Here is a 19,012-nt window from a genome sequence, read left to right as displayed (position 1 = left end):
GGTCTGCCGACCGCATAACGCTAGTTCAGGGCCGTGAGTAAGTCACATGCATATGACAGAATCGGTCACCGAGTCGCGAACGGCGTCTCACTCGCGAGAACTGGTTCGATGGTGTCGGCGACGGTCAGCATCGCACTCGTCCGGACCGGGTCGGCTACCGTCGGTCGGAGCGTCAGTCCGTCGGCCAACCGAGTCACCTCCCGCAATGCGGCGGCGTCTTCGTCCCAACACAAGAAGAGTTCGACGCCCATCTTCTGGCATCGGAGACACACCGCCCCGCCCGTCTCGTACATCGCTCGAAGCCACTCACCGAGGGGGATACCGTCCCGCGAGCAGCGATAGTCGAGATACTGGAGCGTCACCGGAAGCGGGCGTTCGTCGAAGCGGCCGTCGAAGTCGTCCGCCGTTCGTTCGTCGAAGGTACTCATGTGTTGCGTCCCGTTTCTGAAGCCGCGCACCGTGAGAAGTCGGCGGAGGGATTCCCCCCGGTGGCGACGGTGACGCGGCGAATCAGTCACTACGTGTACGCGCGAGCGCCACATTAATCGTCCGGTGACCAGCGTCTCAGGCGGTCTCCGTCCGGTAACCCCGAACGCTGTCCGGCGCGGCGAGACGACCGAGAGAGACGAGTACAAACGGACGGGCCACGTCCAACGGCGTTGGACGCGTTCCGGTCCGGCCACGACCGAGGCGGGGGCAGTCGACCGTCGGGGAAGTTCGGGTCACCCACCCTACGTAGGCTAGGCTCTATAGATATCTTCGTTCGGTGGCAATGTTTCACTCGAGCATAAGATGGCCGCCGAGACGAACTCCGAGCAAGCCGACGACGTGGTCGCCCGACGCGTAGACGTCGTCGAGAAACTGACGGCGGGGCCGAGACGGAGCGCCGACCTCGTCGGGTCGCTCGGACTCTCTCGGTCGACGGTCTACAACGCGTTGCACGAACTCGAATCGCACCAGTTGGTCCGGTCGATAGACGGCGGATACGAACTCACGCTCGCCGGGCGACTCCTGTACGACGAACACAGGCGCCACCGGCAGGCGGTCGAAGACATCTACGTTCCGCGAAAACTGCTCGCGCACTTGCCGGTGGACACCGACATCACGCTCGGCGTCCTCGAAGGCGCCGAGACGGTGTTCGCAGAGCGGTACGCGCCGATTCGGCCCGTCGCTGTCGTCGAGCGTATCGTCCGGGAGGCGACGGCGCTGAAGGGTCTCGGTCCCGTCGTCCTTCCGGACTACGTCGACCTCTTCTACGAGCAGTTCGTGAACGACGAACTCGAAGCGGAACTCATCTTCGAGGTGCCGTCGTGGGAGTATCTCGTCGCCGACTACCCCGAGGCCATCACGAACGCGCTGGACAGCGGGAACCTCACGGTATGGGTCACACCGGAGACGCTCCCGATGGGTCTGCTGTTGGTCGAGGAACCGCACGCGCTCGTCGGAATCGTCGTCTACGACGACGACGGGAACCCCCGGGGAATCCTCACGACGGAGACGGAACGCGCCTACGAGTGGGGCCACCAGATGTGGAAGCAGTTTCGACCCCGTACGACGCGCGAAATCACGAGCGGAGCGGACCTCCTCCCGGACGACTCCGCCGCCAGCGCGGGCACCTGAGGTGACCGCTCGGACTGGGGGTGCGTCCCGAACGGACGGTGAGAGGCGATGACGGACTGGTTCGAGGCACTCGGACTCGAAAGCGAGGAGAGCGACCTCGCTGACGTCTACGCGGCACTCGGAGACGACACGCTCCGGTGTGCCGCGACGTCCGAGCAGACGCTCCCCTCGTGGGTGGACGCGGACCCCTTCTGCGGCCGTCTGAACCTCCCGCTGGACTCCTGGCGTGCCGAGAGCGCACTCCGCCGCGCGATTCCGGCGCTCGTCGCCGTCGAGGCGGAACTGACCGCCGACGAGCGTTCGACGGTCGCACGGGTCCTCGTCGGACTCGACGTGCTGATGACGATGTTCGACGCGTTCATCGACACGCGGGACGCCGAACGAGACTACCGGTTGGCACTCGCGGTCAACGTCGCGTACGCGAGTCAGTTCGCCTTCCTCAGCGTCCCCGACGTCGACCGCGAGACCGTCCGCACGGCCGTCGCGGACTACTTTCTGACCTCGGCTCGGATTCCGCTCGTCGAACGGTACGCTCGTCCGTCCCTCCGGGCGGTCGGAACCGAGCGAGAGGCGATGGACGTACTGGGGACGGTGTACGACTACCGAGCGGCAGATATCGACGTGTTCGCGGCGATTCCGGCGCTTCTGGGCGGACTCGACGACGAGACGGCCGCTCGAATCCGCGCCGACCTCCGGACACACCGAGCGCACTACCTCGTCTACGACGACGTCCGGGACGTCGAACAGGACCGACGCGACGGCATCGAGACGCCCATCCGATGGCTCTTGCGGACGTACCCCGACACGGCCGACGTGGTGGAACTCGTCGACGAACTCCTCGCTCGCTACGAGTACTCCGGCGCGGGGTACTGCGCGGAACTGGAGACGCTGGAACGACGACCCGCGGACCTCCCGGCCGCCCTGACCGAATCGAGCGAGAGCGTCGGTCGCCGGTGAAGTCCCGTGCGACGCCCGGAAACACTGACCTTCAGAAAACCACGTTACATACGTATGATTGTAATAGATACTCTTCGGACGACGTGTTCGAAGGCAGACGAGAGGGTAGTGAAAATATCGGCCCCCAGAAGTCAGGTATACGAAACATTCGTCCAGAGTATCGGGTTTTCAATTCACCATATTAGGAGTTTATTTTTCGCTTCCGAAATCGATACGAGTGTTTTGGTGTCGTTAATAGACTCATAACCGGCGGGCTTCGGAAGTGTCTCAACTTTTTTATCGCTACACCGTTCTGGACGAGCGTCTATTACTGTGGCGGCGTGAGTCTCGTCGTTCGCGGAAGGGCGTCCGTCGGTGCCGTCGTCGCGACCGCCTCACCAGTCGCTCAGAACGGAGTCGAAAGAAGAGAAAAGAGTGGACCGTCGGCCCGTGGTCGCGGGGTTGCGGTCCGCGCGCGGCGTTACTTCTGCCCGTAGCTTCCGAGGTGGAACTCCATGACCGTCCGCATCCCGCGGACGAGGGTGTCGGCGTCGAAGCTATCGATGCCGTAGTCGCGGGCCGATACCTCTCGGTAGCGTCGTTCCCACTCCTCCTCGAACTGGTCGACGACTTCGTGCTCGTTGATCGCCGCGATAGCGTTCTCGGGGTCGTCGTCGGTCGTGATGATGTTCTCGTCCAGTGCCTCGACGACGACTCCCGCGGTGTAGTCGTTCTCGAACAGTTCGCGTTCCCACGTGGTCACCCAGTTTCCGATACGGGCCATCTTCTGGAGGTCCAAGAGGAGATTCCGGAGTTCGCCCAGTTCGTTCCGGTCGAAGTCGGGCGTCCACATCAGGTCCATCCCCGCGTACGGGAACATCACCATGTTGAACGGACCGTGGTGGCGCGACTCCGCCATGTTGGCGATGTCTTTGTTGTCGTTGACGACGCGCGCGTACTCCATCGCGTTGAGCGCTTGTCGGATGTCGAACCGGAACACGTCGAGATGCTCTTCGTAGCACGGAGCGTCCGTTAATCGCTCGTTAACGTCGTCCCAGAGCTTCGCGGCGAACTCGACGACTTCGGTGTCGACGCCGGGCGCTTCCGAGTCGACGGACTCGGGCGAGTACGGAATGCGGCGGGCCTGTTCGAACGTCGCACCGTCCCCCGACCGGTCCGCGACGTCGTCTAAGACGGTGATGAACATCGTGAACACCGTCTTCGCCTCCTTCACTTCTTCCCACGCCTCCGACGGCACGCAGGGTAGCGTGAACGCGTCGAACAGGGTGTGAATCCACTTCCAGAGGAACACGTCGCGGTCGCCGACCCGACGGTCGTACTCGTTCGAGAGTTCGACGATTGCTGGTGGTAGTTCGGTTGCTTGGACTTCCTCGATACACTCTGCGTGGTTCCCCCCAAGGACACCATCCGAGTGTTGGTATGCTGCTCTCCCCGACATACCCGTATTAATTAGGGTCTAATTTATTAATCTTCCTACTTAACTAGCCTGATTAGCAGACATTCAGCTAAATAAGAATATAATATTGCCGCATTCCTGGAGCATTCCAGATACATTCACAAAATAATGAATTTCTCTGCGAGTCTGAAACGACCACTTATTGCCGGGGGAGCGCAACCCACTCGTCATGACCGCCGAGTCGACTCCATCGCAGTCCGCAGAGGTACGGGTGAGTCTCCTCGGTGACGGCCCCCACACGACGCACGTTCGCGAACTGTTGCTCGCCGACACGCGAACGGCCCTCGGAGACGCCGCCGACGTCGAGTCGGACGGGCGCGCGGACTGCATCGTCTGTACGAGCATCGAAGCGACGGAACGAGCGAGCGGAATCGGCGGACTGGTCCTCGCCGTCTTTCCGGACCCCGACGACGAGACGGTCGAACGCGCGTACCGCGCGGGGGCGGACGACGTACTCCCCCCCGACGACACACTGCCCTCCCGACTGGCGTGGGTCACGGGCGTCACCGAACTGGACGCGGCGGACACCGTCGCCACGACGGACCTCGTCGACTCGGCCGCCGCGTTCGACGACGCCGTGTGCGTCCTCGACCGTCGGTGGCGACTCCGTTCGGCGACGACGGCGTTCGACGACGTCGTCCGCGAGACGGAACCCGCACCCGGCGACCAGACGCTGTGGCGGGCGTGGGCAGACGCGCGCGCGGTCGCTCCGCGTTGCTGGGAGTCCGTTCTCTCGGAGAGCGCCGCGGCGTTCGAGGAGACGTTGGACGACGGTCGGCGGGTCGCAGTGCGGACGGTCCCCCTCCGAGACGGCCTCGCGATCCGCTGGCGAGACGTGACCGAAGAGACGGAGACGAGAGAGTCGCTCGACCGGTACGAGCGCATCTTAGAGACCATCGACGACGGGATATACACCCTCGACGAGAACTTCCTCATCACGGAGGTGAACGACGCCGTCCTCGAGATGACCGGGTACGACCGAGAGACGTTGATCGGGGCGCACTCGACTATCCTCGCAGACGAGTCGGTTATCGTCGAGGCGAGCGACGTCATCCAGGACATCCTCACCGGCGAACTGGACGACGGCCGTCTCGACGCCGAACTCGAGACCGCGGACGGGGGGACGATACCCGTCGAGACGCGTTTCTCCGCGCTCAGTTTCAGCGACGGGTCGCACGGGTCGGTCGGCGTCGTACGCGACATCAGCGACCGAAAACGGTACGAGCAGACGCTGACCGCACTCAACCGCTCCGCGCGCGAACTGTTCGAGTCGCAGACGAAACCCGCCGTCGCCGAGACGGTACTCGACACCGCGACGCAGATTCTCGAACTGGAGTCCGTCGTCGTCTACCTCTACGACGAAGCCGTCGGTCGACTCCGGCCGGTGGTGTGGGAGGGGGAGGGGACGGCCCCCGCTATCGGCCCCGGCGACGGCGCTCTGTGGACGTGTTTCGTCGAAGCGGAGACGGTCCATCTCGGGGCCGACCACACGCCGCTCGACGAGTGGGACACCCTCGCGGCCGCGAACGACCCGACGGCCGACCGCGAGAGCGTCGCGATTCCGCTCGGAAAACACGGCGTCCTCGCGACGCTCAGCGCCGGCGAAGACGCCCCGCGCGGACAGTCGACGCTGACCCACCTCCTCGCGGCGAACGCCGAGGCCGCACTCGACCGGGTGGACCGCTCTGTCGAACTCGAACGTCGCAGGGGCGAACTCGCCGAGCGAAACGACGAACTGACGAACCTCAACCGCTTCAACGAACTGCTCCGGGAGGTCAACCGCGTCCTCGTCGAGTCCGACTCGCGCGAGGAGATAGAGCGGGCAGTCTGCGAACGACTGGTCGACGGGCCGAGTATCGCGTTCGCGTGGGTCGGAACGTACGACCGGGTGGCCGAGACCGTCGTCCCGCACGCGTGGGCGGGCGAAGAACGCGGCTACCTCGACCGCCTGGCCGACGACCCGGACGCGTTCGCGACGGAACCGAGCGTGCTGACCATCGACTCGGGCGAGACGACGCTCGTCGACAACGTCGGCGCCGAGATTCGCGACCATCAGTGGCGGCGCGACGCACTCGACCGCCAGTTCGGCTCGGTCGCCAGCGTTCCACTGCAGTACAACGACTTCAGCTACGGCGCGCTGACCGTCTACGCGACGGAGCCGAACGCGTTCGACGACCAGACGCGACTGATGTTCGAGGAACTCGGCGTGACGACGGCGAACGCCATCAACGGCGCGGAGGCAAAGGAGTCGCTGCACACCGAGTCGCTCATCGAACTCGGCGTCCGGGTCACGAGTCCGAACGCGCCACTGCTCCGCCTCGCGCAGACGGTCGGCGGAGAGATACGGCTGGAAGGCAGCGTTCCGCAGGCGGGCGGGTCGACGCTGCTCTATCTGACCGTGACGGGGACCGAAGTCGACCTCGACTCGCTGTCGTCGGTCCTCGCCGTCGAACACGTGCGCGACATCGTCACTCGAGACGACGAGACGCTGTTGGAGGTCGAACTGACGAGCGAAGCGCTCCCGTCGCGGCTCGCAGAACTGGGTGGCGTCGTCCGAACGCTCACCGCGACGCCGGACGCACTCGACGTCGTCGTCGAACTCACGCCCGGCTCCGACGTCCGCGAGTTCGTCGAACGCCTTCAGGAGACGTTCCCCGGAACCGAGCTGAGCGCCAAGCGGACGCGAGAACGCTCCATCGAGACGCAACAGTCGTTCCGGGCGCGGCTTCGGGAGTCGCTGACCGACCGGCAGTTCGAGGCGCTTCGGACCGCGTACTTCTCCGGCTACTTCGCGTGGCCGCGCGAGCGGACGGCCAGTAGCCTCGCAGAGTCACTCGGGGTGGCGCAACCGACGTTCGCGCGGCATCTCCGCGTGGCCGAGCGCAAACTCCTCGACGAACTCCTCGCAGAGGACGGAGAGAGGCGGCTCTGAGCGCCCCTCGGTCCGGGTGACACGCGGAGACGACGAATATATCGAGTTTGAAGAAAATAAGACACGAGTGAATAGCTATACAGATAGTATCCAGGTCGTCTCCCCTCTAACGTGTTAGTTACAACTGACTTATCCCGATAGCCCAGTTGCTGTAGTATGACTCAGAAACACGGTGGCAAGACGGTGGACGAAGACCTCGACTGGCAGATCGTGACCGCAGTGGCAGACGCGAAGGGCGTCGAACCGCTCGAACTCGGCGAACGACTCCACGACGTGGTCGACCTCGACGCCGTCAAGCAACTGTTCGTCGGGATGCCGAGCAGCGAATCGATGGTCGAGGGTCACGTGAGTTTCACCCTGGACGGGTGCGAAGTCGTCGTCGACCAGTCGTGGGACGTCGACGTCATCCCGCAGACCGAAATCGCGGCCGACTGAACGACCCGACGACGACCGAGCGAACCGCTGACCGACGAGACGCCGATGCGTTCCGGGGGGAACTCGGGCGTCTCGTGGCGCTCCAACGCGCACGTCGGACGCGTGGCGACTTCGACGTGCTCCATCATTCTTCCGTAAACAGCAGTGTTCCGAGAGAGCCGTCCGGCCGAGAACGTCGACGGGAGTCGGCGCGAGACCCGTCAGTCACGGGAAGACGACGCTCGCGAGGGTGCCGCCGTCGAACACGCAATCGGTCGCCGACTCACGGCGAGGCGTCGCGAAGCGACGTCCACCCGGGAACCGCCGTCATCGTCGCTCGAACGTGCGCGCGTTCCGCGTCGGTCAGACCGACCAGCGACGCGACGCGGTCGTCGATGCGGTCGTCTAACGCCGACGCCGACGCGGACAGGGCGGCCGCGTCGCGGCAGTCTCGCGCGTACCGCGCCACTCGTCGCGCGTACTCGGTCGGGTCCGGGACGCAGAGCGCCGCAAGTCGCTTCTCCGGCGTCGTCCGCGAACTGCGGCCGACCGGCCGGAGTCCCGACGCCCGTCGGACCGCCGCCGTCGCCGCGCCGACGGCCGGGAGCCACGTCGTCAGGACCGCCCTCTCGTCCGGGGTCGGCGCCTCGAACCGGAACACGTCTCGGGCGGCCGTCCACGCGCGTCCGTCGTCGCCCGCCCCGTCGCCACGCCTGTCGGCGTCATCCCCGCCGTCGCCGCCGACGTACGTCACCCGGAGGACCACCGCGCCGTCTTCGACCCGCACCGACAGGTCTGCGATACGGAGGCCCGGGGTCGCTCGCCGGTGTGACCGAGAGAGCGAGTCGTCCAGACGGACGGGGTCGAACCGCGAGAGGGGGACCGACGCCGCTTCCGGGGGGACGGCGGCGGCTATCTCGGTGTCCAGCGAGGCCAGTTCTCGCGCGAGGGTTCGCCGCCGGTCGACCAGTTCGACCAGTTCGTCGTCGGCGCTCCCGTTCCAGACGGGGAGCGTCTCGTAGTTTCGCTGGTTGTTCTGCGGGAACTGCGCGGGGTACGCGTTCCGTCGGACGTAGTGGTAGTAGTTGTACACCGTCGAGTTCACGAGGCCGAGGAGGTGCGAGAGCGTCCGCTCGTCGCCGTCTCGAGCGTGGACGTCGTAGACCGACTTCAGGTTCGCGACGCCGTCGGTGTCGAGCGTCGCGACGAGGAACCGGCCGGTCTGCCGACAGCACAGTTTCGGCGGGTCGTACACGTCTTTCGTCACCGCGTCGGTCGCCACACGCCGGACCTCTCGGCTCCGAAGCGCGTACGGCCGGACGGCCGACCCGGGGACGAGCCGTCGCGTCTCCCCGCACGGGTCCGCGCCCGAGACGACGCGTTCGTCCCGCTTGCCGAACTCCTCGCCGCGAGCGACGGTTCCCACCGATTCGAGCGGGTCGAACCGTTCGAGTTTTCGGAACACTCCGTCGGCGATGTCGTCGCGGAGCAGTTGGAGGCGAGCGTACGGTTCGGTCTCGACCACGTCGCGTCGGAGTCGGCCGTACGTCAGCGACCCCGCCGCGACGGCGTCCGCGAACTCGTCGGCGTCGCCGTACCACGTCCGAATCGCCGTCTCGGCCGCGCCGGAAGCGTCCACCTCGGTACCGACAACCTCGACGGGGCCGCAGACGACGATAGCCGCCCCCTCGTTCGCGTCGGGGAAGACGTGGCCGACGCGGAGAACGTGCGTGAGGACGCCGCGTTCGAGGAGGAACCGACGGGCGGGGGCGGCGGAGAGTCTGACGAGTATCGCGTCCGGGACGACGAACGCGACGTATCCGCTCGGCGCGAGGCGACACGCGCGTTCGAGAAACGCCGCGTACAGGTTCGGTTGCGCTCCCTTCGTCGATTCGAACGTCTCTCTGAGGTACGTCGACACGTCGGCCGCGAGGCGAGCACTGACGCCGGCCCGCCCCGCCGTCCCCTTCCAGGGCGGGTTCCCGACGACGGCGTCGAACCGAACACCACCTTGTCCGCTGTTCTCGGCTCCGAAAGCACCGCTAAACCCCGAATTCCAGCGTATCGGTGGCGGCCTGCGATGTGGCGAATCGAGAGACTGCTCCGGGGGGCGGGCGGCGTCGTTCGACCGCGACTCCGACTCCGCGTCGGGACCAGGACCGAGGAGGGTGTCGCCCCATCGGAGGTGGTCGAACCACCGCGGTCGGTCGCGCGGCGGAGAATCGGGGCCCAGCGTCTCCGCGTGGCAGGCCAGACGGGCGACCGCCACCGCCGAGTGGTTGCCGTCGACACCGTAGAGACATCGCGAGACGACGGTTCGACGGAGAGACGCGTACGACTCGACCGGAGCGTCTCGCTCGCGGGCGAGTCGCCGAAGGTGCGAGACGAGACGGTCGGCGACGGCGACGAGGAGCGTCCCGCCCCCCATCGCCGGGTCGAGGACTCGCACGTCGAACAGTCGTTCCCGGACCGCGCCCATCGACGCCGTCCCGTCTTCGGCAGTCGCCGTCTCCGCGTCTCCGACGGCCGAGTCGACGGCCCGCGCGGCGAGGTACCGAACGACCGGAGCCGGCGTGTAGAACGACCCGTCCGCCTTCCGTCGAGTCGTCGAACCGGAAGACGGGTCGGCGAACGGCGCGTCGACGAGTCGTTCGTGCGCGTCCGCGAAGAGACGCGTCTCGACGGTTCGGAAGTCGACGACGCGGACGTCGTCACCGACCGGAACGGCCGCGAGGAGCGTACAGACTCGCCGGACCGTGTCGGCGTCGAGTGCGCCGGCATCGAGCGCGCGGACTCCAGAAGTGGAGTCGGCGACGCTCTCGGACGGGTCGGCGTCGGACCGACCCGCGGACGGCCCGCCGAGCGTCGAATCCGCCGCGCTCGCGACCCACGCGGAGAGGCAGTCGCGCGTCGCGGAGTCGAGTTCGTCAGTGGTCGCCGGCGTAGTTCCTCCGGACGCCGCGAGTCGCCGACGCGCCCGCCGAAGGTGGTCCGAGCGGCCGGCGAACCGCGACACGCCGGCCCGGTCGAGGGCGTACAGGTCGAACAGGAGGCAGAAACAGAGCGCCGACGCCGTCTCCGGCGTCGCGCCGGTCGTCTCGGACAGCGTCTCGACGGCCGCGACGAACCGGTCGCAGAGCGAGTTTCGCGTCGTCCGGCGTCGCTCGGTGTCCGCGTCGAACAGTCCGTCGAGAAACGAGTCGTCGCCGGCGAACGCCTCGCGGGCGAACAGCGAGACGAAGGCGTGGAGCGACGGCGACGCGGAGTCGGCGTCGCCGTCACCGCCGACGAAGACCGCTCGGAGGTCGAACTCCGCGAACCGTTCCTCGTCCGGGTCGTCACCGCCGTACAGTCGCCAGTACCGGCCGTCGGTGAGGACGCCCCAACGGGTGGTCTCGTCGAGTCGTCGGACGAGTCTCCTCGCGGCCGGTTCGCGTCCCGCGGCGTCGAGTCCGCCCGCCGAAACCGACTCGACGGCGACTGGCGCGGTGGTGGCCGTGCCGCCGCAATCGTCGTCGCCGTCGCCGTCGTCGCAGTCGACACCGAGTGCATCGCCGCGGCCGTCGCCACTGGACGGCGCGGCGAGTCCGAGCGCGTCCGAAATACGCTCTCTCGGCGTCTCGTCACCTGCGGTCGACCGCCACGCGCGTGCGACCGACCGGGCGCGTTCCGCGAGTCGTCGGTCGTCTCGCCCGTCCGCGGCGAGTGCCGCGCCGTCGACGGCGAGCGTCGTCGGAGCGAACAGGGGGACGGCGGCGCGGCGCGGGTGGGTCATCTACCGGACATGGCCGCGTCTCGGTACAAAAAGATACGGTGGGCTGAGAACCGCCGGCGGAGGGGAATCGAGCGAAACGCCGGCGAGAGGGTACCGAGCGTCGACGAGAGACGGTCGGTGAGACGAGTGCCCCCGCCCGTCTCAGTCCTCTGCGGGAACGGCGCTGCGTTCGGCGTGCGCCTCGACGTCGTCCCGTTCGGCCTCGGCGCGGACGAGCGTCGAGAGTGCGAGCGTCATCCACCCCTGGCTCCAGCGCATGTACGGCGTCTCGTCGTTCAGGACTCGCCCGACGCGGCGGTAGAAGTAGCCCTCCTCGTCGTAGAGATGCTCCATCGTCCACTCGCGGACGCGTTCGGCCGTCTCCCGTGCTTCGAGGGAGTCGGACTGGGCGAGCGTGATGAGCGCCTGCGCGGACGCGTGTGCGTCGTACGGCGTCGACTTGTCGGACTCGAACTTCGGCGCACCGTCCGCCTCGAACAGTTCGTCGACGAAGAACGCCATACCGTCGTCGTACGCCTCGCGGGCGCGTTCGTCACCCGGGAACGTCGTCACGTACTCGGAGAGACTCTCCAAGACGAACCCCGTGTGGAAGTTGTCGTGGCTGAGGTGTGAGTCGGACGCGGGCATCGAGTAGTACCACGCCCCGGTATCGTCTTGGGCGTGGAGGACGAACTCGAACAGTTCTACCGCCCGAGAACGGAGTTCTCCGTCGGCCGTGTGGCCCGACAGACGGAGGAAGAACGCCGCGGCGAGTGCGTTCGCGTTGATGACGACGAAGTCGCCGTACGGCGTGTACGTGTACGCGTCGAAGCCGTCGACGTCGACGACGTTGATTCCCTCTCGGATGTACGCCGCCGCGTCGTCGGCCACGTCGAGCGACCAGTCCGCGCCCGTCACCTCGTGGTGTTCGAGGAACGCGCGGGCGCAGAACACCGTCACGACGATGGACGGATGGTACGCGGGCAGGAAGAACCGACGGGCGTTCTGCCAGTCGAAGTTGTACCCCCACGCGTGCCGCGTGGTGACCGTCGAGGTGTTCTGCGCGAGCCAACGCAGGAGTTCCTCGGCTTCGGTCAGGTACGCCTCCTCGCCCGTCGCCTCGTACAGACGGAGACACGCCGAAGCGAACAGGGCGACGCCTTTCGGGTTCCGCTCGGGTTCGATACCGAGGACGGGACGGAGGTTTATCGGGGACTTGTTGACGCCGTGGATGGCGACGAGACGAGTCAGCCAGTTCGACGCGAACGACGACAGGACGGGGCTGTTCAGGCCGTCGTACGGGTCGTATCCTGCGTAGTCTCGCTCTCGCGCCCAGTCGAGGGCCACGTCGGCGGTTTTCCGGGGAGAGGGCCGAATCATTGTTTCTGAGAGTAGTGTACTGCTCGACGGATATTCGTTAGTTCCACACATAACGCCCTAATTTTAACACATTGACATTTATGTCACAATCGTATCTTTTCCAGAGACAATATCCACTGCAGTAACGTTTGTCTAACCGGACATTCTCTGATACGAGATGGTTAGAGTAGCCCACAGAGCGAATGTGAAGAACGTTCACCGTCGCTGGAGTAGCTATCTATCAGTTGAGAATCGACGGTGCCGCGACGAAACGACTCGGCGTCCGGCAGCGGATTATTTCGGCCATAACAAAGCGCGTACCGAAGAGAGGACGGACGAGATACCCCTATGAACGTCTCCCACCGCACGTGCCGGCGCCGCTTCGAGTTCGGAGTGATGCGTCGTGAGTAACCGTGCAGTCTTTGCGGACGTCGTAGCCACCGTCGCACTCGTCGCGGGTGCAGTCCTCGCAGTCTTGAACCTCGAACCGGTCACCGTGAGAGCCGTCCTCGGCGGCATTCTCGTCCTCTTCCTCCCCGGATACGCGCTGACGACGCTCGTCTTTCCCGCGCGGTCGGAGGTCCGACCGAGCATCGGAGATATCTCCTCGGCCTTCGCGGGAGGGGAGACGGAGTACGCCGGACTCCCGTTCCTCGAACGACTGGCTCTCTCGTTCGGTCTGAGTATCGCTCTCGTCCCGGTGTTCGCGTGGGCACTCGAAGTCGTCGGATACGAGTTCGTCGCCGGCAACGTCGCCGTCGTCTGCGGGAGCGTCGCCGTCGTCGGCCTTCTCCTCGGTGCGGTCCGGCGCCTCCGCCTCCCCGCCGAGGCGGCCTACGTGATTCCGGTCGGCGTCCTCGTCGCGTACCGGAACGCCGCGCGTGGCCGGTCGGACTGGGACGGCGCGCTCAACGTCGCCCTCGCCGCGGCCATCGTCGTCTCCACCGCCGTCGTCACCTTCGCGCTCGTCTCTCCCGTCGACGGCACGTCCTACACGCAGGCGTCGCTGCTGACGGAGGAGGACGACGGGTCGCTGACCGCCTCCGGCTACCCCCAGAATCTCACGGTCGGAGAGAGCAGCGAACTCGTCCTCCTCGTCGAGAACTACGAGCAGGAGTCGATGGACTACACCGTCGTCGTGCAACTCCAACGCGTCGAACAGAACGGCGACGTGGTCGCGACGAGCGAACTGGACCGCTTCTCGGGAACGGTCGACTCGGGCGACCGGTGGCAGGTGACGAGCACTATCCAGCCCAGTATCGCCGGTGACAACCTTCGTCTGGCGTACCTCGTCTATAAAGACGACGTCCCGCAGAACCCCGACATCGAGTCGTCGTACCGCCACGTGACGCTGTGGTTGAACGTGACCGAAGCCGGCGGGGGCGACGAGACGCAGGCGTCGCTCTCGGCGCCTGACCGCCCCGGTGCGACCGCTTAAAACCGTCAGAAAATTCGGCTAAATCGTTACCATAGAGCGTTCACCGACGCATAACCAAGTGTGTACTCGCTCCTGTATTCGATAGATGACGAGAGTATCTGATGGCCTCCGCACGACCGGTGGCATCTGTATCAATCTCCCCGACGGTGGTGCGTCGCCGTGAGCCGTGCGACGTTCGCCGAGAGCGAGGGTGAAGAGACCGAGACGACGACCACGACCACGAGTAGTGTCGGGCGAACCATCGGCGTCTGGGTCGACCTCGCGAGTCCCTCTCACCCGTTCTTCTTCAAGGCGCTGACCGACTCGCTCTCGAACGTGGAGACCACGGTGACGGTGCGAGAGAAGACGGAGACGGTCCCCCTCGCCAGGCAAGTCGGCTACGAGTTCCGAACGCTCGGCCGCGACTACGAGAACCCTCATCTCCGCAAGATAGGGATTCCGCTCCGAACCGCCCAACTCGCGCTGCAGGCGCCGACGGCCGACGTGGCGCTGTCGTCGCGAAACGCGATGTGCATCCTCGCGGCGAAAGCGCGGGGAATCCCCTCGATTCACTTCACGGACAACGACATCTGCGCGTACGTCGACGGTCTGAAGTCCGAAGAGTTGTACCACCGGCTCGAAGCGCAGGCGACGCACAACGTCGTCCCCGCGGCGTTTCAGACGGAGGTGCTCACCGACCGCGGGGCGGACCCCGACAGCATCCACACCTACGACGGCTACAAAGAGGACGTCTACGTCGCCTCCTTCGACCCCGACCCGACGTTCCTCGACGACCTGCCGTTCGACAGCCAAGACTTCATCGTGGTCCGCCCCGAGGCGCTCTCGGCGACGTACGTCGACGCCGACGGGTCGCTGGTGCCGGACGTCCTCGCCGGTGCGGTCGAACGCGGAATTAACGTCGTCTACCTCCCCCGCGAAGACGCCGACAGAGAGTTCGCCGCCGGACTGCCCGACGAACAGGTGTACGTTCCGGACGAAGCGATTTCGGGTCTCGAACTCGCCTGGCACGCTCGCTGCGTGCTGACCGGGTCCGGGACGATGGCGCGCGAGGCGGCCCGCATGGAGACGCCCGCCGTGTCGTTCTTCCCGAGCACCCTCATCTCGGTGGACCGCGCCCTCATCGAGGAGGGCGAGATATTCCACTCGCGCGACGCCGACGACATCGTCGACTACGTGGACTCGCTCACCGACCGCGACGCGGAACCGGATCTGACTCGTGCGCGAGAAGTGCGCCGCGAAGTCGCCGACCTGACGGCGAGCCTGATGAACGAATTCGTCGACTGAGACGGCCCCATTCGCCGCTCGCGAGAACGACGAACAGTGCGACACGCCGTCGGAATCGACCGAGTCAGTAGCGGAAGCGCCGTCCGCCGTCCGACCCGGAGTAATATATAGTTCAGTTGAGATTTGTGTGGTATGGTACGACGAGCCCTCCACGTATCCGTCGTCGCCGTCATCGTCCTCCTCGCGGGGTGTAACGGCGCTTGCAGTGGACCGTCTCCGACGGCAGCCGAACAGACGTCGGCTCCGAGCGTCTCCTACCCGCCGGGAGTCGGTGAGAGCGACGACTCCCGGTAGTCGCCGCGCTACTTCACGAACCCGACCAGTCGAGAGCGAATCGCGCCGAGTCGGCCGCGACTCGACTCCGAGTCGGCGCTCTCGTCCTCGTCCGATGCGAGACTGCGCTTCGTCGCGTCGGGTCCGACTTTCTTCTCTGCGACCATCGACTCCAAGGCGTTGTCCTCGACGTCGAGCGGAAGGTCCACTCGGCCGCGGCGGCGCGAGGACTCCCACGACGCGAAGATGAGTTCGTCCGCCGCGAGCGCGTTCCGCCCGCCGAGTTCGGACTCCTCGCCCTCTTCAAGCGCGGTGACGACGTCCTCGATGGCGCGTTCGGTGTACGTCGTCGAATCGAGTCTGTCGCCGAGGCGCGAGGAGAGACGCTTGGCGACGAGGCGAGTTCCGGCGCGGACTTTCCCCGGTTTGGGGCGGTAGCGGCCGTCGGTCCCGGTCTTGACCGTCTTCCACGACTTGCCGTCGCGGCGGTACGCGAGGGTGCCGTCCTCGCGGACTTCGACGACGCCCCCGGTTCCGTACAGGCGGAACAGGGCGTCGCCGCAGAACGCCTCGCCGCGGCCCGTCGACGCGAGGCCGTAGACGCCGTTCTCGTAGCGCCACTGGGCGACGGCCTGGTTCTCGTTGTGCGCGCCGAACAGCACGTTCTCGTCGGTGTAGTCTATCTGCGCGAGCACCCACTCGACGGGTTCCATGTCGTTGTAGAAGTTCGCGAGGTCGAACGCGTGCGTTCCCGTGTCGTAGAGATGCTCCTCGCGGAACTCGACGCGGCGCAGGTCGCCTATCTTCCCGTCGTCCAGCAGTTCCTTGGCCTTCCGGTACGGCTTCCCGAAGCGTTGCTGATGGTTGATGGTGAGCGCGACGCCCTCGTTCTCACAGACGTCGACCATCCGCTTCGCGTCGCTCCAGGTCAGCGCCATCGGCTTCTCGCAGTGAATCGCGCTGACGACGCCGCTTTGAGCGACGTTGACGACGATGTCGGCGTGGAGGGCGGGCGGAACGCAGACGCTCACCACGTCGGGTTCGGCCGTGGCGAGCATCTCCTCGTAGTCATCGTAGACGTGTCGGTCGTCGATGTCGTACTCGTCGGCGAACGCGGCGGCGTTCTCCGGGACGATGTCCGCGCAGGCGACGAGTTCGCAGTCGTCCAGACGTTCGTAACCCGCGGCGTGTCGATACGCCATCGCGAAGCCGTCACCGTCGGGTGCGCCGGTGCCGACGAATCCGATTCTGAGAGTCACGTCGGTCGGTACGCGATTCGGGTCGTTGAGTATACGCGCCATAACGGTCGGAGGCGACGCGGTCTACGCTTAGTAGCTCCATTACAATGGCTCGGAGACGACACAGCCGGGTATGGAGCGCCCGCCCCGCCCAGCCATCCAGTTGTACAGCGTCCGAGATTCGACGGACTCGCTGCCCGACGTGATTCGCCGCGTCGCGGACGCCGGGTTCGAGGGCGTCGAGTTCGCGAACCGCTTCTTCGAGACCGACCCCGCCGCCGTCGCCGACGCACTCGACGAGACGGGCGTCGTCCCCGTCGCGGTGCACGCGGACCTCTCGGCGGTCGAAGACGCAGTGGAGGGCGAGAACGACCTGTTGGAGCGGTTGGAGACGGTCGACTGTGACCGCGTCGTCGTCCCGCACATCTCGTATCGGAACTTCCAGACGCGCGACGCCGTCCGGTCGCTCTCGTACAGCGTCGCCGACGTGGCGCACGAACTCGACGGGCACGACGTCGACCTGGGCTACCACACGATACGGCACGACCTGTATCCGATGTTCCCCCGACTCGTCGGGACGGTGTTCGAGCGGACGCCGATTCCGCAGGGCGTCGCCAACGTCGGCGGGCAGGTTCTCAACCGACTCCGGCGTGCCGACCCCGCGGAGATTCCGAGCAAGTCCGGCTTCTGGAACCTCCTCGCGCGGACGACGCCCGACGACCTGTTCTTCGAGGTGGACGTCGGCGAGGTGACGGCGGCCGGATTCGACCCCGCCGCGGCCGTCGACCTCGCGGCCGGACGGATTCCGCTCGTCCACCTCCGCGACGTCCGGCCGAGCGGGCGGTTCGGGACCTACGAGAACGTCGACCCCGGCGAGGGCGTCGTCGACTTCGACTCGGTGGCGCGCGCCGCGCGCGAGAGCGGAACCGAGTGGCTGGTGTACGAACACGACGACCCCGAAGACGTCGAGCAGACGATAGCCGACGGTGCGGCCCTCCTCGCGGAACTGACGGACCTGGACGCGACCGAAGGCGACGACACGGTCGGCGCAGATACCGCGACGGCAGAGCCCTCAGGATGACGACTTCCACCGGTCTGAGCGGTTAAGAGCAGTATTACAATCGGGCTTTCGGGGGTCGGTAGGGTATGGAGCTTCAGCACCGTCGTCTCGACGATGACCCCCCGTGCGGCCGGATGAGCTTCTGTCTCACGACGGACCTCACGGGAAACGGTCGCCCGGACGTACTCGTCGGCGCACTCGGTGGCGAGTACCCCGTCACGCTTCCGGTGCTCGACAAAGAGATCGACCTCCGCAAACTGCCCGGGACGCGCGAGGGGATTCACCGCCGCGAGTGGAACGTCTTCTGGTACGAGAACCCCGGGTGGGAACGCCACGACGTCGCCCGCGCGCCCGACCTGTCGGTCGGCGGTGCACTCGGCGACATCACCGGTAACGGACGACTCGACCTCGTCGCCGGACAGAACATCAACCAACACGACCTCTATTGGTTCGAACAACCCGACGACCCCCGAGACGAGTGGACGCGCCGCCTCGTCACCGACGACTTCGAGAAGTACCACGACGTGGCCGTCGCGGACGTCGACGGCGACGGCGAGAACGAAGTCGTCGCTCTCTCACAGGAGAGCGCCGTCGTCTTCTACTACGACGTCCCAGAGGACCCGCGACGCGAACCGTGGCCGGTCGCGAACCGCCACGTCGTCGCCGAGGACATCGACGTCGAGGGCGTCCAGGTCGCGGACGTCGACGGCGACGGCAGCGTCGAGATTCTCGCCGGGCCGAACCTCTTTCACCGCGAGGACGACGGGTCGTGGTCCCGAGAGACCATCGCCGAGGGCTGGGACTGGACCCGCGTCGTCGCCGCCGACGTGGACGGCGACGGCGAGGACGAAGTCGTCGTCACCGAGGGTGACCTCCCGTATCAGGGCGACAGACCGGCCCGTCTCGGCGTGTTCGACCCGCCTGACTGGACGCCGACCATCCTCCACGACGACTTGTCGAACCCGCACTCGCTGCAGGTCGCCGACCTGAACGGCGACGGGCACCCGGACGTGTACGTCGCCGAGATGGGTCTGGAGGAGGGACACGACCCCCGACAGTTCGTCTTCTGGAACCGTGGCGACGGAACGTTCGAGGAGGAACTGCTCGTGGAGGGCGTTCCGACGCACGAGGCGAAACTCGTCGACCTGGACGGGGACGGCCGACTGGACATCGTCGGGAAGTCCTACGTCGAACCGAGCGTCGACGCGTGGTTCAACGTTGGTTGAG

The 19,012-nt window shown here is 66.2% G+C and carries 14 protein-coding genes; 9 read left to right on the top strand and 5 right to left on the bottom strand.

Features of this window, described 5'->3' with window-relative positions:
- Window positions 1-65 precede the first annotated feature (65 nt).
- The gene (locus BM282_RS16055) at window positions 66-428 is read right to left on the bottom strand and encodes a hypothetical protein (RefSeq protein ID WP_089882921.1); all 363 of its coding nucleotides are present in this window, start codon (window positions 426-428) and stop codon (window positions 66-68) included.
- Window positions 429-792: 364 nt separating this feature from the next.
- Between BM282_RS16055 and BM282_RS16050 the strand changes: the two genes are divergently transcribed.
- Both BM282_RS16050 and BM282_RS16045 read left to right on the top strand, forming a co-directional pair.
- Window positions 793-1,620 (top strand): helix-turn-helix transcriptional regulator, encoded by an 828-nt coding sequence (locus BM282_RS16050; RefSeq protein WP_175501591.1) that lies wholly within the window; start codon window positions 793-795, stop codon window positions 1,618-1,620.
- A gap of 48 nt (window positions 1,621-1,668) precedes the next feature.
- Window positions 1,669-2,577, top strand: coding sequence for a hypothetical protein (locus tag BM282_RS16045; protein ID WP_089882919.1), 909 nt, complete (start codon window positions 1,669-1,671; stop codon window positions 2,575-2,577).
- Between the two features lie 460 nt (window positions 2,578-3,037).
- On the opposite strand, the gene BM282_RS16040 is transcribed toward BM282_RS16045, so the two are convergent.
- Window positions 3,038-4,015: a hypothetical protein gene (locus BM282_RS16040; RefSeq protein WP_089882917.1), complete on the bottom strand. Its 978-nt coding sequence runs from the start codon at window positions 4,013-4,015 to the stop codon at window positions 3,038-3,040.
- 187 nt (window positions 4,016-4,202) lie between these two features.
- Here BM282_RS16040 and BM282_RS16035 point away from each other — a divergent pair, with 187 nt between their 5' ends.
- Complete coding sequence (locus tag BM282_RS16035; protein ID WP_089882916.1) at window positions 4,203-6,965, top strand: bacterio-opsin activator domain-containing protein; 2,763 nt, start codon at window positions 4,203-4,205, stop codon at window positions 6,963-6,965.
- 156 nt (window positions 6,966-7,121) lie between these two features.
- Window positions 7,122-7,400 carry a HalOD1 output domain-containing protein gene (locus tag BM282_RS16030; RefSeq protein ID WP_089882914.1) on the top strand — a complete coding sequence of 93 codons (279 nt, stop codon included), beginning with the start codon at window positions 7,122-7,124 and terminating at the stop codon, window positions 7,398-7,400.
- Window positions 7,401-7,662: 262 nt separating this feature from the next.
- On the opposite strand, the gene BM282_RS16025 is transcribed toward BM282_RS16030, so the two are convergent.
- Window positions 7,663-11,154: an Eco57I restriction-modification methylase domain-containing protein gene (locus BM282_RS16025; protein WP_089882912.1), complete on the bottom strand. Its 3,492-nt coding sequence runs from the start codon at window positions 11,152-11,154 to the stop codon at window positions 7,663-7,665.
- Between the two features lie 141 nt (window positions 11,155-11,295).
- Window positions 11,296-12,513, bottom strand: coding sequence for a hypothetical protein (locus BM282_RS16020; protein ID WP_089882910.1), 1,218 nt, complete (start codon window positions 12,511-12,513; stop codon window positions 11,296-11,298).
- Between the two features lie 382 nt (window positions 12,514-12,895).
- Here BM282_RS16020 and BM282_RS16015 point away from each other — a divergent pair, with 382 nt between their 5' ends.
- The 3 genes from BM282_RS16015 to BM282_RS18675 all read left to right on the top strand — a co-directional run bounded on the left by BM282_RS16015 (window position 12,896) and on the right by BM282_RS18675 (window position 15,508).
- On the top strand, window positions 12,896-13,930 hold the full coding sequence (locus tag BM282_RS16015; protein ID WP_089882908.1) for a DUF1616 domain-containing protein: 1,035 nt from the start codon (window positions 12,896-12,898) through the stop codon (window positions 13,928-13,930).
- Window positions 13,931-14,089: 159 nt separating this feature from the next.
- On the top strand, window positions 14,090-15,214 hold the full coding sequence (locus BM282_RS16010; protein WP_089882907.1) for a DUF354 domain-containing protein: 1,125 nt from the start codon (window positions 14,090-14,092) through the stop codon (window positions 15,212-15,214).
- Window positions 15,215-15,346: 132 nt separating this feature from the next.
- The gene (locus tag BM282_RS18675; protein WP_175501590.1) at window positions 15,347-15,508 is read left to right on the top strand and encodes a hypothetical protein; all 162 of its coding nucleotides are present in this window, start codon (window positions 15,347-15,349) and stop codon (window positions 15,506-15,508) included.
- A gap of 8 nt (window positions 15,509-15,516) precedes the next feature.
- Here the strand turns inward: BM282_RS18675 and BM282_RS16005 are convergent, their stop codons facing one another.
- Window positions 15,517-16,746 carry a Gfo/Idh/MocA family oxidoreductase gene (locus tag BM282_RS16005; RefSeq protein WP_245758399.1) on the bottom strand — a complete coding sequence of 410 codons (1,230 nt, stop codon included), beginning with the start codon at window positions 16,744-16,746 and terminating at the stop codon, window positions 15,517-15,519.
- A gap of 112 nt (window positions 16,747-16,858) precedes the next feature.
- On the opposite strand from BM282_RS16005, the gene BM282_RS16000 reads away from it, so the two are divergent.
- Window positions 16,859-17,806, top strand: a complete 948-nt coding sequence (locus BM282_RS16000) for a sugar phosphate isomerase/epimerase family protein (protein WP_245758398.1) — start codon at window positions 16,859-16,861, stop codon at window positions 17,804-17,806.
- A 65-nt stretch (window positions 17,807-17,871) separates the two neighbouring features.
- Window positions 17,872-19,011 carry an FG-GAP repeat domain-containing protein gene (locus tag BM282_RS15995; RefSeq protein WP_089882904.1) on the top strand — a complete coding sequence of 380 codons (1,140 nt, stop codon included), beginning with the start codon at window positions 17,872-17,874 and terminating at the stop codon, window positions 19,009-19,011.
- Window position 19,012: the final 1 nt, after the last annotated feature.

This window comes from Halogeometricum limi (assembly GCF_900115785.1).
Lineage (GTDB): Archaea > Halobacteriota > Halobacteria > Halobacteriales > Haloferacaceae > Halogeometricum > Halogeometricum limi.
This window is presented reverse-complemented; position numbering and strand designations above follow the sequence as displayed.